Annotated in this window: 14 protein-coding genes and 2 pseudogenes; 9 read left to right on the top strand and 7 right to left on the bottom strand. The window is 64.9% G+C overall.

The window, feature by feature from the left end; genetic code table 11:
• Together EAH89_RS28960 and EAH89_RS33645 are read left to right on the top strand one after the other, a co-directional pair.
• Positions 1-296: integrase core domain-containing protein (locus EAH89_RS28960; protein ID WP_140887241.1), on the top strand; the 296-nt coding region annotated here is incomplete at its 5' end.
• Between the two features lie 20 nt (positions 297-316).
• Positions 317-484 (top strand): annotated as a pseudogene (locus tag EAH89_RS33645) (transposase); the annotation flags it as partial.
• Positions 485-496: 12 nt separating this feature from the next.
• Here EAH89_RS33645 and EAH89_RS32910 read toward each other — a convergent pair.
• Positions 497-1,112, bottom strand: a pseudogene (locus EAH89_RS32910) (transposase); the annotation flags it as partial.
• Positions 1,113-1,460: 348 nt separating this feature from the next.
• On the opposite strand from EAH89_RS32910, the gene EAH89_RS28940 reads away from it, so the two are divergent.
• The 5 genes from EAH89_RS28940 to EAH89_RS28915 all read left to right on the top strand — a co-directional run bounded on the left by EAH89_RS28940 (position 1,461) and on the right by EAH89_RS28915 (position 6,131).
• Complete coding sequence (locus EAH89_RS28940; RefSeq protein ID WP_140887234.1) at positions 1,461-2,126, top strand: ParA family protein; 666 nt, start codon at positions 1,461-1,463, stop codon at positions 2,124-2,126.
• Complete coding sequence (locus EAH89_RS28935) at positions 2,110-2,679, top strand: hypothetical protein (RefSeq protein ID WP_140887232.1); 570 nt, start codon at positions 2,110-2,112, stop codon at positions 2,677-2,679. The genes EAH89_RS28940 and EAH89_RS28935 overlap by 17 nt, the downstream gene beginning before the upstream one ends.
• A gap of 888 nt (positions 2,680-3,567) precedes the next feature.
• Entirely contained in the window at positions 3,568-3,822 is a 255-nt protein-coding gene (locus EAH89_RS28925; RefSeq protein WP_140887226.1) for a hypothetical protein, read from the top strand.
• Positions 3,823-3,881: 59 nt separating this feature from the next.
• Positions 3,882-4,223: a hypothetical protein gene (locus tag EAH89_RS28920; RefSeq protein ID WP_140887223.1), complete on the top strand. Its 342-nt coding sequence runs from the start codon at positions 3,882-3,884 to the stop codon at positions 4,221-4,223.
• A gap of 909 nt (positions 4,224-5,132) precedes the next feature.
• The gene (locus EAH89_RS28915; protein WP_140887221.1) at positions 5,133-6,131 is read left to right on the top strand and encodes a GDSL-type esterase/lipase family protein; all 999 of its coding nucleotides are present in this window, start codon (positions 5,133-5,135) and stop codon (positions 6,129-6,131) included.
• Between the two features lie 170 nt (positions 6,132-6,301).
• On the opposite strand, the gene EAH89_RS28910 is transcribed toward EAH89_RS28915, so the two are convergent.
• Complete coding sequence (locus tag EAH89_RS28910) at positions 6,302-6,538, bottom strand: hypothetical protein (protein ID WP_140887219.1); 237 nt, start codon at positions 6,536-6,538, stop codon at positions 6,302-6,304.
• A gap of 575 nt (positions 6,539-7,113) precedes the next feature.
• Here EAH89_RS28910 and EAH89_RS28905 point away from each other — a divergent pair.
• The gene (locus EAH89_RS28905) at positions 7,114-7,338 is read left to right on the top strand and encodes a hypothetical protein (RefSeq protein ID WP_140887217.1); all 225 of its coding nucleotides are present in this window, start codon (positions 7,114-7,116) and stop codon (positions 7,336-7,338) included.
• An 815-nt stretch (positions 7,339-8,153) separates the two neighbouring features.
• Here EAH89_RS28905 and EAH89_RS28900 read toward each other — a convergent pair.
• The 4 genes from EAH89_RS28900 to EAH89_RS28885 all read right to left on the bottom strand — a co-directional run bounded on the left by EAH89_RS28900 (position 8,154) and on the right by EAH89_RS28885 (position 13,070).
• Positions 8,154-8,495 carry an SWIB/MDM2 domain-containing protein gene (locus EAH89_RS28900; protein WP_140887214.1) on the bottom strand — a complete coding sequence of 114 codons (342 nt, stop codon included), beginning with the start codon at positions 8,493-8,495 and terminating at the stop codon, positions 8,154-8,156.
• A gap of 880 nt (positions 8,496-9,375) precedes the next feature.
• Complete coding sequence (locus EAH89_RS28895; RefSeq protein WP_140887212.1) at positions 9,376-9,630, bottom strand: hypothetical protein; 255 nt, start codon at positions 9,628-9,630, stop codon at positions 9,376-9,378.
• 1,290 nt (positions 9,631-10,920) lie between these two features.
• Positions 10,921-12,375 (bottom strand): DUF6880 family protein, encoded by a 1,455-nt coding sequence (locus EAH89_RS28890; RefSeq protein WP_140887209.1) that lies wholly within the window; start codon positions 12,373-12,375, stop codon positions 10,921-10,923.
• 341 nt (positions 12,376-12,716) lie between these two features.
• Complete coding sequence (locus EAH89_RS28885) at positions 12,717-13,070, bottom strand: hypothetical protein (protein WP_140887206.1); 354 nt, start codon at positions 13,068-13,070, stop codon at positions 12,717-12,719.
• Positions 13,071-13,454: 384 nt separating this feature from the next.
• Between EAH89_RS28885 and EAH89_RS28880 the strand changes: the two genes are divergently transcribed.
• Complete coding sequence (locus EAH89_RS28880) at positions 13,455-14,165, top strand: IS6 family transposase (protein ID WP_140887243.1); 711 nt, start codon at positions 13,455-13,457, stop codon at positions 14,163-14,165.
• Between the two features lie 180 nt (positions 14,166-14,345).
• On the opposite strand, the gene EAH89_RS28875 is transcribed toward EAH89_RS28880, so the two are convergent.
• Positions 14,346-14,607, bottom strand: a 262-nt coding sequence (locus tag EAH89_RS28875; RefSeq protein WP_140887203.1) for an integrase core domain-containing protein, incomplete at its 5' end; no start/stop codon positions are given.

Genomic DNA, 14,607 nt, shown 5'->3' with positions numbered 1-14,607 from the left:
GCGCCCAGAACAACATCGATCACCGACTGACCAAGCCCCGGCATCCTTGGACGAACGGGCAGGTCGAGCGGATGAACCGCACGATCAAGGAAGCAACCGTCAAGCGCTACCACTACGAGACGCACGACGAACTCCGACAGCACCTCGACCAGTTCGTCGCCGCCTACAACTTCGCCCGTCGCCTGAAGACTCTACGCGGCCTCACGCCCTACGAAGCCATCTGCAAAGCCTGGACAGAAGAACCGTCCAGGTTCATCCATGACCCGCACCACCAAACCCCGGGACCAAACACCTAGCCAATGATCGCGAACACCCGGTCGCCTTGGCGCTGACGCTTGGCAACGTCGCCGACATCTCCATGGCCTCGCTCCTGCTCAAGACGGTGGCACGACCCCGCCGCCTCATCGCGGACAGAGCTTATGACGCTGAAAGCCTGCGCACCTGGCCGAGAGAAAGACGGATCGTACCCCACAGCGTGGTGTAGGAGCGGTGCTCCTCAGCGGGTTGAGCCGCAGTGTCTTGACGCCGGAGCGGGCAGGCTGACCGGGGCAATATTGCTTAAGGCACCGATCGTCTCCAGCGTCAGGTAGCGCGAGCGCTGGGTAGCACATTCGTCAGACTGCTCGAGAAGGAGAGCGCCAACGAGCCGGATGGCGGTGTCTTCTTTGGGGAAGATACCGATCATGCCGGTGCGGCGCTTGATCTCACCATTTAGGCCCTCGATAGGGTCTGTGCTGTAGAGCTTGGCGCTGTGCTCGCGGGGAAAGCTCGTGAAGGCCAGCACGTCCTCTTCGGCGGCATCCATCAGGCTAGCTAGCTTCAGCACCTTGGGGCGGAGCTGGCCAGCCACCTTGCGCCATTGGCCGCGGGCGGCTGCGGCATCCTCTCGGGCCTAGGCGGTTCTGATCCAGACGGAAACGATGCGGCGCTGGGTCTTGCCCGCGTGGGCGGCGGCGTTGCGGCCGAAATGCACGTGACCCTGCTGCCATGTGGCCCTGAGCACCCTGGCAACGGTGGCTTTGAAACCCTCGCAGGTATTGGAGATGACAAGCTCAGACGCCGCGTAGGCCAGGCCGTGCCAGGCCGCGCAAGAATTCCGTCCGGAAGGCTTGTGGTGGCATCAGCGGCAAGACGATACGCGATGTGGTTGGAAGCATGCTTCCACAGGCCTGCACCGGTGGGTGGCTGCACTGGTAGGCGGTTCGGCCATCTCCGGGCTCTCCAGCCCATCGGAGAGCTCGCAGACAACCATTCTCCATACGCCTCAGAACTGACGAGTAGACAGCTCCTACATGTGAGAGCCGACCGACCGCCCGTACACGTCACTCGGGCAGCGCTGACGTGCTAGCCACGTCACCCTCATACATCGTGAAAAGGTTTAACCGGTCAGTCTTTTGCGGTGTTGCGCCGGCAGTACCGCAACGGCTAAAGATGGGCCGCAACATTCGTCGGGGGGCGAGATGAAGCGCATCCTATTTTCAGCTGGGAAAGGGGGGGTTGGTAAGACTACCCTTTGCCGAAATCTCGCTGCTGCTGCTGCTCGCAGCGGCTTGAAGACCGTCACTGCCGACCTAGATCCGCAGGCTACACTGACCATCTGGTCACGTCGCCGCCCCAAAACAGCGCCCACTATTCCTCACTTCAAAGTGTCGTGGATCGACGCGGATGCGTTACTCGATGACGGTGAGATGGAAGATTACGACGCCCTATTCATTGACACTCCGCCCTCGATCGAAACGCAGCCGGCAGCATTTCAGGCACTTCTGGCCAGAGCGGATCTGATCATAGTGCCGACCCGTGCGACGTTCGATGATGCCGAATCTGTAGCCCCCTTTCTGAAGCATCTGCGCGAAGAGGGACGGCCATCGGTGGCCGTACTGAATTTCGTCAAGCCGAGGGTCAACATCAACGCAGTGAAGCTATTCCTCCTCGAAGCCGGGGAACTCTGCCCCGTTGAGGTGGCAGATCGCACCGATTACGCGCGAGCAGGGGCTAAGGGCTTAGGGCTAGTCGACGTGCCAGGTCACGCCGGAGCCGATGAGATGCAAGCCGTGTGGAGCTTTATCCGAGGCAAGGTATGGGGACGCGAAGAGAAGCGGAGGAAGAAGCATGTCGCGGCGGCTTAAACTAGATGCGCCCCCTCCCGCGGTCCTAATCGAGGGTGACGCGCGTGTGCAGGCGCTTCAGTCCGCGCGTACGGAACCGCAAAGGCCGGAGGACTACGTCTCTGAGATCTCCCGCCTTTGGAGCCGCGCACAGGGTGCGTTCCTCGAAATAGGCCGTCTTCTGATACGTGCGAAGGACAAGTTGCCGCACGGAATGTACGTCGCCGCCGTAGAGGCCGAACTGCCGTTCTCTAGCCGCACAGCGTACCAACTCCGCGAGGCGGCTAGGTGGACCATGGCTGGGCCGGTACCACTGGAGCGTCTGCCGGGCAGCTATTCCACAATTTACCTGCTCTCGACGCTGGAGCAGCCGATTTTCGAAGCCGCGGAGAAGGAAGGCTTGATCCGTCCTGAGCTGAAGCGGGCGGAACTGATCGAGTGGCGTCGGAAAAGGATCAGGGGGGCTGACCTGATGATTGAGAAGCGCGATCGTCTGGAGCGCTTGCGGCGCGAGCGTGCACGGATCGAAGAGGAAATTCGTCAGCTAGAGTCGGAATTGAAGCAGGGCGAATAAGCTGCCCTCGCGGGCCGGCGGCCTACAACGAGTGTCGTGCCCCTGGGCGCAGTGTAGGATGCTGCCACCGTACGGATGGCGGCCATCGAGTTGAACTTCGGTGGCAACCATTAAGTTCATTGCGGATCAGTCGGTCGGCATGCCCCGCTTGATCTAAAATCAGGCCGCGTGGCAGGTCGGCCCTCCCAAGTTGTGCCGTGAGCGACGACGGCATAGACTTGGGTCAGCAGCTTGCGGGCGCACGCAACGATGGCAGAGGTGTGCGATACGCCGCCGGCGCGAAGACTGGCATGGAGAGTTCATGCAGCAAGCCGCCCTGGTCGAAGGCCGTCTGGGCATGCGAGCCCGCAAGCAGCTGGTCCAGAATGGTATCAGGGATCCGCGGCTCATTGCGTTGGGCCATTGGGGAACTAATCTCGTCCCACCATGCCCAACCACACACGGAATTTCCGACAGTCCCCAAGGCAGGCGGTAGCGCAGTAAGCGCAGGTAACCCTGGGCCGTACGGTCCCGCCACTCAGTCACCTCGGCGGAACCGCAGTCCACGCACTCCATCTTAGCCTCCCAGCCGCCTCTCAACCCCTCAGGAACCTATCCATGCCCGCCCCAACTCGCCAACCAGAGCACCCCTGGCGCGAGCTCCGATAGATCGGCGCGTCGCATTAAGGCACGGCGGAATCTGTTGCTCCTGACCACTTCCTTCAGCCGCCTGGTCGCGGAGGGCGGCAGCACCGCTCGGAGCCCACCGAGCCAGCCCTCATCCACTTGTGGAACTTTGGCAAAATCGACCCATGATTTAAAAAGAGCAGCAGCGCAGAAATCAGTGAAAGTCGCCTACCATCCACGGCAATCGCTTCGGCCATTTGGAGCGAAGGCAGGAGTTCGGCGATGACGCAGCGGCGGCTGCTCTACGAGAGCGAGAGCGGCGACCGGTGGTTCCTTCTACGGGAACCTGAGCCGGAGCGCGTGTTCGTCCGGCACGAACCCAGCTCCGCCTCTGGTGGCCGCGTGGCGGATCTCGAGATCGGCGAGTTCCTGATCCGTGGGGTGTACGGACCTGAACACGTCGAGCTTCTGCGGCTCGTCGGCTCGCTCGTCGACCAACAGGGATTAACGACGGAGCACACCGTCGAGGGTGAGTAACCGTTCTATAACCGAATCGGGACCATCAGACCACCATCAAGCAGTCCCAAGACGGGTGGGTGTTCTTCATGAGCTCAGCGCTTACGTTGAATGATGTGCGTATCATGGTCGAGCGACGCGGCCACGGCTCTTCCGGGTGGTTCTGGCGGCTCTTTGACGACCGGCCCGGTTATGAACTGAAGACCTTTCATGAAGCGAGTTCGGGCTACCGCAGCGCTGAAGACGCTTATGACGCCGCGAAGACCGCTGTCAGGCAGACGAAGCTGCCGCCTGGCCTGCCCTCGATCACCGATCCGAAGGTCAGTGGGAACCCCATGAGCCGGCGCGCAGGAGTTCAAGCGCTACACCGACGCCGCCTTTCTCGCGCTTCCCGAGGTGATGATCGAGCCCACGCGGGATGAAGGCTCGGCTTCAACTCGGGATCTGTCAGCGTGGTAGAAGCCTGCGTGGTTAGCCGCAGGCGTTGCAAGGCGACCAGAACGAGACGGACAACCTTGGAGCCACCTATGAAGGCGCCGACCGATCGAGCCTGCGTGATTACAGGAGCTGCAGGGCAGCGGTCCACAGGATCACTGACAAAACGGCAACCAGGAAGCCGCAGCTAGGAAGTGGCAGTCTGTCCGGCATACCGAACGTCGGCTGCTCAACGAGCATGGAACTGGTCATCGGCCCTCCGTTCAGAGTCGCCTCGTGTGCACCGAATGGTGCTTCCTCACCCCGGCATTCGGCCCGAGGACCGCCTGCTCACGTAGCTGAGCTAGGATGCCTGCAGCAGCACGAGCAATGCTTTGCAACGTAGACGGCGAGCACGTCACGTAGATCGCTCTTTTCCCGCCGTTTGTACGTTAAGAAATAGGTAGATCTACTCAATCGTGGTCTCCTTTCCTGGTGGGGTTAGGTTTATTCGCAATGCTAATCATCCAGCAGCGATGAGCGGCTTGTGCAGGCTCAGCCTCACGCGCGGCATACCCGTATGGCCGCCATGACGCCCGGTGCAGCACGTCCTCAGAAGCACACGGTGGAGCAACCTAGCCGCGGCCGGAGATCGCTCGGCAAGCGCTTGGGCCAATGGCCGAAGCTACCTGATTTAGTTGAAGCTCGGCTCGTCGATTGGGGAGCAGACCGGACCAACGCGCTCTTTAGCCTCCTGTGCCAAGCGCCTCTTGGCGGCTCGTCAGATCCTTCCTGCTTGTCGCGTTTGTTTGCCTCAGCGGGTTTGGCCATGCAGGGTGCCCGCGGCCAGCCGCAAGCGGATCAAGGCAGACCCAACGCGAACCGCGACATTCGCCCTGTCAAAGCAAGGAAAATCTATGTCCGACACACTCAACGCCCCAGGCCGTATGACTATCGGTTCCGGACCCGATAGCCTGACTCTCCTGATCAACCAGGATGCCTACCTTGGGAACGCTCAATACGTCGTTCGTGTGGATGGGGTGCAGATCGACCAGGTCCTCACCGCGTCAGCGCTGCGTTCCTCAGGCGAGGTGGACGTCGTCACCGTGCGCGGCGACTGGAAGGGCGGGAGCCACACCGTTGCGGTGGAGTTCCTCAACGACGCCTGGGACGGATCACCCGAGACCGACCGCAATCTGTTCCTGGTCGGCGCAAGCCACGGGGGACGTGACGTTGACGGTGCGACCGCCAGCCTCATGCGTCCCGAAGCGGCCACCTTCTCCTTCGCCGACCCGCTTCGTATCCTGCCGCTCGGTGATTCGAACACCCACGGCTGGGACAACAGCAAGGATGAGGCAACCTGGGAGGGCTACCGCAAGCCGCTCTGGGACACGGCGGCCAGCCAAGGGCTATCGATCGACTTCGTCGGCCCGCGCTCCAACGGCTCGGCCAGCTTGCCCGACCACGATCACTTCGGCGTCTCCGGTATCACCGCGACCGAGGTCGCCGGCCTGGCACACGACCTGGCGCAGCAAACGCAGCCGGACGTCGTCCTTCTCATGCTCGGCTCGAACGACGCGCTGCGGGAGGGCGATGCGGCGCAGACCGTGCCGGGCGAACTTCTCTCGATCATGCGGAGCATCGTCTCGGTCACGCCGCACGCGGAGATCCTCTTTGCGTCCCTGCCGGCGGTCAACGCCGAGCTGTTGCCCTTCCGCGCCGACGCCAACGAGATCCGCGAGGCGATCAACGCGCAGCTGCCGGGCGTCGCGGCTCAGGCACGGGCGGAGGGCATCGACGCACGGTTCGTCCCCGTGGGCTATGGCCTGGACGACCTGACGGACGGCGCCCACCTGACGGAGGCAGCGCACGCCCGTCTTGCCCAGGCTTGGTTCGATAACCTGATCGTCGGCTAGGGCAGCCCGGCGCTCGGCCTGATCCAGGTCGAGCACCGCGGCTCGGGCGGGGGAACCGTCTGGAGGTCGCGCCATGGCTGCCCAAGGGGGGGCGGGGACAGGTTTAGCCAAGCTACTGGTGGGTCTGGGGCCAGAAATGCCTTGCCAGAACCTGGGCAAGGAGTAGCGGGTCAGGAGGCTAGCCGATGTCGCTCAAGCGAACCGCTACTCTCGGAATCCTTCACCCATGTCCGTTCTGCGGACTCCTGCTGACGCTCCTCTAACTCGGCCTGCATGGCCAGCCGGGCCGCGTGGCGGCGCAGCCTCATCCGCTCCGCCTCGACGGCCGTGAGGTTGGCCAGGTGCAAGCACGCACGAGCTTCCTCTCGAAGCAGCTTCAGGCGCTTGGCAAAGCCGTCCTGCATCATTCAACCTGAGATTGTAATAGTCTCAATAATAATACAGGCTGTTGAGGGTTGCTTGAAGCCTCAAAGAACGAGGAGAGGACACCGCCTCATCCATGCCTGGATCAGGCCGCAGCGGGACAGAGCTGCGCGATCAGGAAGCGGGTACTGAGCCTCCGCAGGGCGCTAGGTTTGCCCTACTCGCCTAGCATTTCGCCAACGTTCTCACTATCATGGGGCAGCCATCCGCTTGGCTACTACCCAATGCCGCCCCACAGCGGTTGTCGGTTGAGAGCCAGGGCAGATAGGTCATCTGCGCCTACAGCCGGTTCGATCCGCTCTGATTTTCATTGAGGCCGCAGCGGCAAGCGACAAAGTGGGGGCAGGCCGCTGTCCCTGGTCAGACCCCGGTTTCCGGTTCTGTGCCGACCATCGTCACCCCAGATGTGCAGCTACTTCAAGTGTTCTGTAGCAGATCGAAACTATGTTTCGGGAAGTAGAATAGAGGTTGCTCCCACAACCAGCACGCGCATAAACAGATCTCCTCACGGTCCTGTGAGTTCGCGGTCGTCCTCTCCTGCTCTCCTGGTGGAACAACCATGACGAGATCCGATCAGCACATCGTCCACCAAGCGGCCGCCGCAGCGCTGGTCCGTCTTGCGCGTGCGTTGGAAAGAGAAGAGGCCGGCTCGGATCGTTGGGAGCTTCTGATGGAAGTTCTGGAGGCGGTTGAGACGGTGGAGGTGCTGACTGACGGTGCGCGTGATGCTTTCTCTCCCCCTTTTACACTCCGCCAGTGCGCCGCCGTCTTTCATGCCGGCTGAAGCTTCTGATCAGGCGAGCGCCAGCTAAAGGCCTGGACGCGTCGGACATCCTGGAGCGCTCCAGGATCAGATCTGCCTTCCAGACAGCCGCGTAAGTTGAAGCAAGAGGGGAGGGCGGTTTGCACAATTCGCAGAAGAAGCGGGAGGCACATGTCGAGCTGCTCAGACTCCTCGCCCATGTTGCTGTCCACGGGTGGCGAGCGGGAACCAACCCGTTGATCTCTCCAAGCGAGTGCCCGTTCTCGCCGACCACCCGGCTTCTGCAAGAAGCTTGGCTGAACGGCTTCGCCGAAGGCCGCATCGCCGGGGCGTCGGCGACCAGCATCCGTATATCCAAGCAGTCAGAGTAGGGCCGTATGACACGGCGCAGGATGCAGTAAGACAGCTGAAGCAGTCGTCCTGTGTGCCGCCTCCGGGACATGACAGCGAGGGGTAGGTGGACCGGCGCAGGAGGGTTCCCATCACTACGCCGGTCCGGACTGCCTCGGCCCCGCGAAGGTAGCGCGATAGCCCTGCGCGCATTGAAGGCCGCTCGTGGTTAAGCGCCTGTTGCCCGCAGGATCACGGTAGCTTCGGGTCCGGCTCTCCTGCAGGCCGCATAGGTCAGTCCCGTCCGGCCTGCTGGTGCATTGCTCCACGCGCAGAACCCGGTGGATCATTCGGGCCACCGCTCCCGTCTCCTAGGTCAGCTGAGACGAGGTTTCCTGAACGCTCGCGGGCGTGACGCCGGAGCTTTCAGCGGCCGGGCCCACCGCCGTCTTGGCTAAAGCAAACGCGAAGGGCGGCGCGCAGCGTCTCGAGCACCCCAGCGGCTCCTACTTCAGGTGCTGAGCGAGGTGCTTGTTCATCTCGAACATGGTCACCTTGGCCTTGCCGAACACCTTCTGCAGCTTGTCGTCAGCCAGGATCTCGCGCCCGTCCTCCGGGTTCTGCAGCTTGTTGGCCTTGATGTAAGCCCAGACCTTGCTGACCACCTCGCCGCGGGCGAGCTTCTCCTCGCCCACCACGGCTGCAAGGTCCTCTGACGGCTGGAGGGGCTGCTGGAGCGCGTTCGGCTTGTTGCCCTTAGCGGGCTTGGCGACCTTCTTGGCTTTCACCGATCCGACATCGTCGCCTGCTTCCTGCTCCGACGTCTTTGGAGCTTCCTTGCTGGGCATCGTTGTACTCCTGACCGCTGTCGCCAACGCCATCCGGCGGGCTGCCCTTAACATGGGTGAGGGCGTAACCGTCGCTACCTGCGGCGGTTGCCCAGGCGTGCCGTACCGAGCCCCGCCGATCCGCACCTGGTTCAGGGGAATGTAGCGTTGGCAGCCGAGCACGGGCTGATGGTCAGCCTGCGAACGGGGGGCGGGCCTGGGCGCCAGTGCGGGTGGGGTACAACGCGATCGCCGGGCGTGACTGTGCCAACCGGGAGGCGCTGAGGCACCGAAGGCACACCTGGTCGCCTGCAACCGCGAAGTGGCCGATGTGGGGGGCCTCGGGCCGCTTGGTTAGCAGTCTGGCAGCACGTCCCTGCCTACGAAGGCGGGATGCTCCGCCTTGTTCCTGCTACCGTTGCCCTCTCCCTCCTCCTAGCTCCACTAGCAGCAGGGGCCCAGAGGACGATTGGCGACGCACCCCCGCAAGTCGCCCAGCTCATGGCGGTCTGCAACGCAGCGCATGAGGGCGCTGTAGCGTGCCTTGCGGGAACCGTTTGCGCCTGCCTCTTCGAGCGCGGCGGGAGCATTACGAGACGCCCTGACGGGTTCCGGTGGAACTGTGACGCGCTTCGCCCATCCTGTGGGTCTGCGCCCGCTGACGCTGCGCCCCCGGCGATGCCCCTGAGCATCTTCCCGCAGATCACCATGCCTCCGGGGAGTGGAGGGATAGACTATCCGCCCAGCCTCCGGCGCTGATCCACAAAGGCAGGACCGGGTCATGACAGGAATGCCCGTGTGCCAGGTCTCAAGGGAGCGCGGCCGCGCCGCTGCTCAGTGCGACGTCGTCATGGAGGCAGCACTGGGGTGAGCCAAGGCTGCCTCCGTGCTCGATCGGTGGTCAGGCGAGGTCGTTCGAACCGGCGGGCAGTGGTGCCGCATCCGGATCTCGCGCGGGTGGCTCCTCCTCAGGCACCATATCGGTGTCCGGGTTCGAGGCATTGCCAGCAGGGTTCTGCGAGAGCCCGGCGGCGGTGCTGAGGCCGGTTGCCACAGCAGTGGCGGCCATTGCTGTTCCGACGGCGGCAACAACAGGCGCGGCCATGGTCGCCATCATGGCGGTGCCGGCTTCAGCCATCGCGGCCGGAAGGGACATCGCCGCATCACCTTGCTGCTCGTTCCCTTCGGGCAGTAGCGCGGTGGTCTCAGAGGCGTTCTTCGCGCCTTCGACACCTCTTCCCTGATCCTTCTTGGGTCCGGACCGTGCACGCTTTGAGCGACGGTCCGCAGTGGGCGCTGCAGCCCGGGTAGGGGCAGACGGTTCAGACTGCACAGGGCTCGGTGTGCCCGCGTCGGGCGACTTCCTCCGTGCCGCGGGCGCGGCTTTGGGAGTGCGCCGAGCCGGGGACTTTACCGGGGCGGCAGAGGGCCGCGCGGTGCGGGTGGGGGCAGGCGTCGCTTTGCCCTTGGTAGCGGAGGGGGATCGGGCCTGAACCTTGGGCTTCGATGTGGCGCCTCGCGAAGGCGCAGCCGATTTTGTCACTCGGGTCGGGCGGGCAGGTGGGGCGGCACGCCTGCTGGACGCGATAGTAGGCTTCGCGGCCGGCCGCGCCGATGTCGCTGCCGCACGCGCAGTGCGGGCAGGGGCCTTGGTTGCTCCCTTGGCGCCGGAGGATGCACGGGACGGCGGCTTGGCCTTGGCAGTGACAGGCCGAGAGCTAGCCTTCTGTGCCGTTGCCATCGAGCCGCTCGGGGCCGGGGCAGCCCGCCGCGCTGCTGCCGCAGCGGGCTTCCTGGTTTGTTTGGCGGGAGTGGAGGCGGCGCGAGTACCACGTGCGGTGACTTTGCCGGCGGCCTTGCTGCCTGCTTCCGCGCGCGGTGCCGCGCTACGCCGGTTTGCGATGGGCGCAGCTTTCCTGGCAGCCGCAGCCGATGTCGGCTTCCGCGCCGACTTCTCCGTGCGTGCTCCGCGTGACGACGTCTTCACGGCCGCCTTGCGAACGGCTGGTGCCTTCGACGCAGCGGGCTTGCCGGCGCGCGATGGAGCAGCCGTGCTCGCCTTGACCCGCGTGGGAGTCGTGGCGCCACGGGTGCTCCGCGCGGTGGTGGAAGCCGGTGCCGCCTTCCGGCCCGATGTCGCCGCCTTGGTGCGTGGGGTGGATGCTGACGCGCGGCGGTCGGCTGAACCAGCACCGGGGCGCGTCTTGCCGGGCGGAGCCTTGTTGCCAGGACGTTTAGCCATGGTCACCTCCGAGAGAAGCGAGCGGTTGGCGAGCAACCGACGCTCATAGTGCGCTCCTGACCGTGCCGTGCAATCCGCTTTGGCTGAACGAGGATCTGGCTGGCAGCACGGTGGGTGGGAGCAAGTCCGGTGCCGCGGTACAGCGAAACCCGAGCGCGGGTCGCTGCACGCTCACCCGCAGCCGTGACGGAGGGAGTTTACCATTCAGGCCTGACCCTCCAGCAGCGCCCAGAACCCTGTCTTGCGGCCGTGCTCGCGCCTGACGCGTGCGAGGAACGCTCCATGGTTCTCGAGGCCGGGCTCCTCCGTGAGCAGCGGCGCGAGGCTGGCGCAGGCGCGGACATCGCGCGCGGCGTACCCGTACTGCCGCGAGGCCGTCCGCCGGAGCACGTCCTCGGCGAGCGCGCGGTGGAGCAGCGTCGCGGCGGCCGGGTAGCGCTCGGCCAGCGCCTCAGCGGCCGGGCGGAGCCGCCCGTAGTCGCGCCCGTCCATCTCGGCGTGGTGGGCCCGCACCAGCCTGTTGGCCGCCTCAAGGTTAGGCCAGGTGACCAGAAAGGCGAGCGCCAGGTTCCGGTCGGGGTGCTCCAGGGCGTGCGCCATGGCACGCTCTTTCGCCTCCACGTCGTCAAAGCCTGGCAACGCACGAAGGTAGGGGCGCAGGTGCTGCGGCGTCAGCCAGCGCTGGAACGCCGCCCAGCGCAGCGCGTGTGCCTCGTCCTGACGCCCGAGCGCGTCTAGGGCCGCGAGGCGCAGGTCGGTGTGCCGGACCTCCTCGCTCTCGTGCCGCTCGGGTGCCCGGTCCAGCCAGGCGAGTGCCTCGGCAGGACGGCCGTGGGCGAGCAGGCGCTCGGCGATGTCGCCGGCGAAGTCCTCGGCCCGGCCGCCCGCCTCGGTGGCCGCGATGAAGGCGTCCACGTCACCCTCGAGGTCGGCCAGGTCGCGCAGGCGAAAAGCAATCTGGCCACGCCCCTGCCAACCCTCAAAGGCGTCCTCCTTGCGCGGGCGCGGCAACGCCACGAGGCGGGCCTGCAGCAGCCGGCGCAGTTCCGCCCGCCCCTCGGGGCCGAGCGCCGGCCCGGCCGCCTCGAGCAGCCGATCGGTCTCGCCGTACCCGTCGGCGTCCCAGAGCGTCAGCACATCGGCGGCCAGTGCCACCGGGTCGCGGTTCGGCACCTGGCTCCAGAGCCGTCCGAGATCGGCGCCGACCCCCCGGAACACCTCGCCCAAGGTGCCGCTGCCGTCGTCGCTGCGCTCGAACACGTTGTCGGCCAAGCTGAGCAGCAGCCGCATCTGCGCCACGGCCGCGCGCGGGTCGGTCGCGGCCAGAGGCCCGGCGATGGTCTCGCGCAGGCTGTCGAGCTCGCGGGCGAGGGGGCGCACCTTGTCCCACTCGATGAACCCCCGCGAGCGCCCGATGGTGCGCAGCCGCTTCTCCACCTCAACAGCCAGGCGACCGCTCCCGTCGGTGCCGGCGAGCGCCAGGCGCAGCGTGCGGGCCAGAGCTGGGTCGCCCTTGGCCTGTGCCATCAGCAACTCGGCGAGCCTGGGCGCTCCGAGCTGCTCGAGCGCCTCGGCGTTGAGGGCGCGCGAGCGGGGTGGAGCCTTCGGCCGCGAGCGGGCAGGGGAGGAGGTGACGGGATCAGCGTCCGCGGCGGGCAACGGTGTGAGTCGCGGGCGAGAGGCTCGGGCGCGGGGTGGCATGCGGGGTTCCTCCAGGGCAGGGGCGCAACCGCACGCCCTCTCGTCAGAGGCTCGGCCTCTCCAGTGGCTGACAACGCTACGGAACGACCGAACCATGGCAAGCGATCACACCCTGGTCGTCAGGCCGCCACCATCAGGATCGATCCCTTCCTTGTCCGACCCTGTGGTGCGGCCCGTGATGGAGCTCGCTTACAGACTTCAGCGCAGACACCGCGTCCCATGGCGGCTCTGCTATCGCTGGCACGAGGGGTGAGAGGGCGAGAGGTGTCCGATCCTGCCAAGCCCTCTTCAGCCGCGTCTCAGCTTTTCACAACTGGGCTCGCTCCGAAGAAGATGGCAAAGAGGGAGACGAGGGCGGCGGCAAGGAGGAGGAGCGACCACCACTGCATGGGCACAAAGAACAGATCATGCGAGCGCCGGACGATGACGCGCTCCCCTGTGGCCGGGTCGAGGAGCTCTCGTACCGGCATTCGGTTCAAGCGACGGCCGACGAACCAGTTGACGGCGGCTGCGGTGAGCAGGCCCGCCGTCAAGGCCAGACCGGCGTAGCGCCCCGTTCCTGCCATCAGGTTGTGTAGTATCGCGACGACAAGCCCGCCGGTTAGAGCAACAATGGGGATCGTCAGGATGCCCCAGCCACGCCAGATGATCACGCCTTCGCCCCTCTCTGTTGAAGGCGCGAGGAAACGCCGAGCGGGCTCGCGTGGCAACTGGCCGCCAGCCCCCCGTCACTTTTTGCTCGAGCACGATAGTGAGGCAGCAGGCGCGTCATTCGCCGGAGCGGCTGACGGGGTGCAGGCTACTGGCCAGGACGGTACCACCGTCTCCAGCCCCGTCCAGGCGTGTTCATGAACTGACTGCATTTGCAGAACAGAAGCCACAACGATGCAGTGTGGCAGGGTTAGTGCAGCACGAGCGACGGGCTACCTCCCTAGATGGCGGTCGAAGAACTGTCCGATCGGTTCTGTTGCGGCCTTGCGGCGCCCCAGTGGCTGGGTGCAAACCAGGGCATGGCGAGACGGCGGAGAGTGGCCTCATTGAGGCCGGATCACTCCTTCAAAGGTCGGCAGTTCACCGCCGAGGTGATCCTCTGGGCAGTCCGCTGGTACCTGATGTTCCCGATCAGCTACCGCGATCTCGAACTGATGCTTCAGGACCGCGGTGTCGCGATCGCTCACACCACCCTCTTCCGCTGGGTACAGACCTACGCGCCGGAGATCGAGAAGCGGATCCGGCCGCATCTACGTGCCTCAAACGGCTCGTGGAGGGTCGACGAGACCTACGTGCGGGTGAAGGGCCGCTGGATGTACCTGTACCGCGCGGTCGACAGCCGTGGCCAGACCATCGACTTCCTGCTCTCGGCCAAGCGGGATGCGGAGGCCGAGAAGCGGTTCTTCCGCAAGGCGCTCGGGCAGCCGCATACGGTAAACCCGCGCACCATCACGGTGGACAAGAACCCGGCCTACCCGTGTGCCATCGAGAAGCTGAAGGAGGACGGCGAGCTGTGGCGACGCTCGCGGCTACGCCAAGTCAAGTTCCTCAATAACATCGTGGAACAGGACCACCGGCGCGTGAAACGCCTGGTCAGACCGGGGCTCGGCTTCGACAGCTTCTGGACGGCGCGACGAACACTGGCGGGCTACGAGGTGATGGCGATGGTGAGGAAGGGGCAGCTTCGGAGGATCGGCGGACGAGACATGCGGGCTCAAGCCAACTTCGTCGCCGAGCTGTTCCAGATTGCTGCCTGATCTGCATGCTATCCAGGCTATCTGCGGCCCGCTGCAAAGTTTGCAACACAACCCTTTTGGCTGTACCTTCACTACAAGTGGGTAGTGTCTCTGTTGAGTTCACCGATCGGGCGGGTGAACGGCTGGGATAGGCCGGACACTGTCTGACCTTTCCCCGCACGAGTGGACAGGGGTTACGGCCTACGCGGCCGCGGCGAGTTGTTCCATTTCAGCTGGGGCTTTGTAGCCGATCGCTGAGTGGAGGCGGGTTCGGTTGTAGAAGGCTTCGATGAAGGCGAAGAGGGCAGATCTTGCGGCTTGTCGGGTCGGGAACGGCTCGTCCTCCCCGAGTTCGGTCTTGAGGCTGCCGAAAAAGCTTTCCATGGGGGCGTTGTCCCAGCAATCGCCTTTTCGGCTCATGGAGCAGAGCATGCCGTGCTTGGCGAGCAGGCGGCGGTAGCCT

Source organism: Muricoccus nepalensis, assembly GCF_006438825.1.
Lineage (GTDB): Bacteria > Pseudomonadota > Alphaproteobacteria > Acetobacterales > Acetobacteraceae > Roseomonas > Roseomonas nepalensis.
Note: the sequence above shows the minus strand (reverse complement) of the source record. Positions and strands in the feature narration are given on the sequence as shown.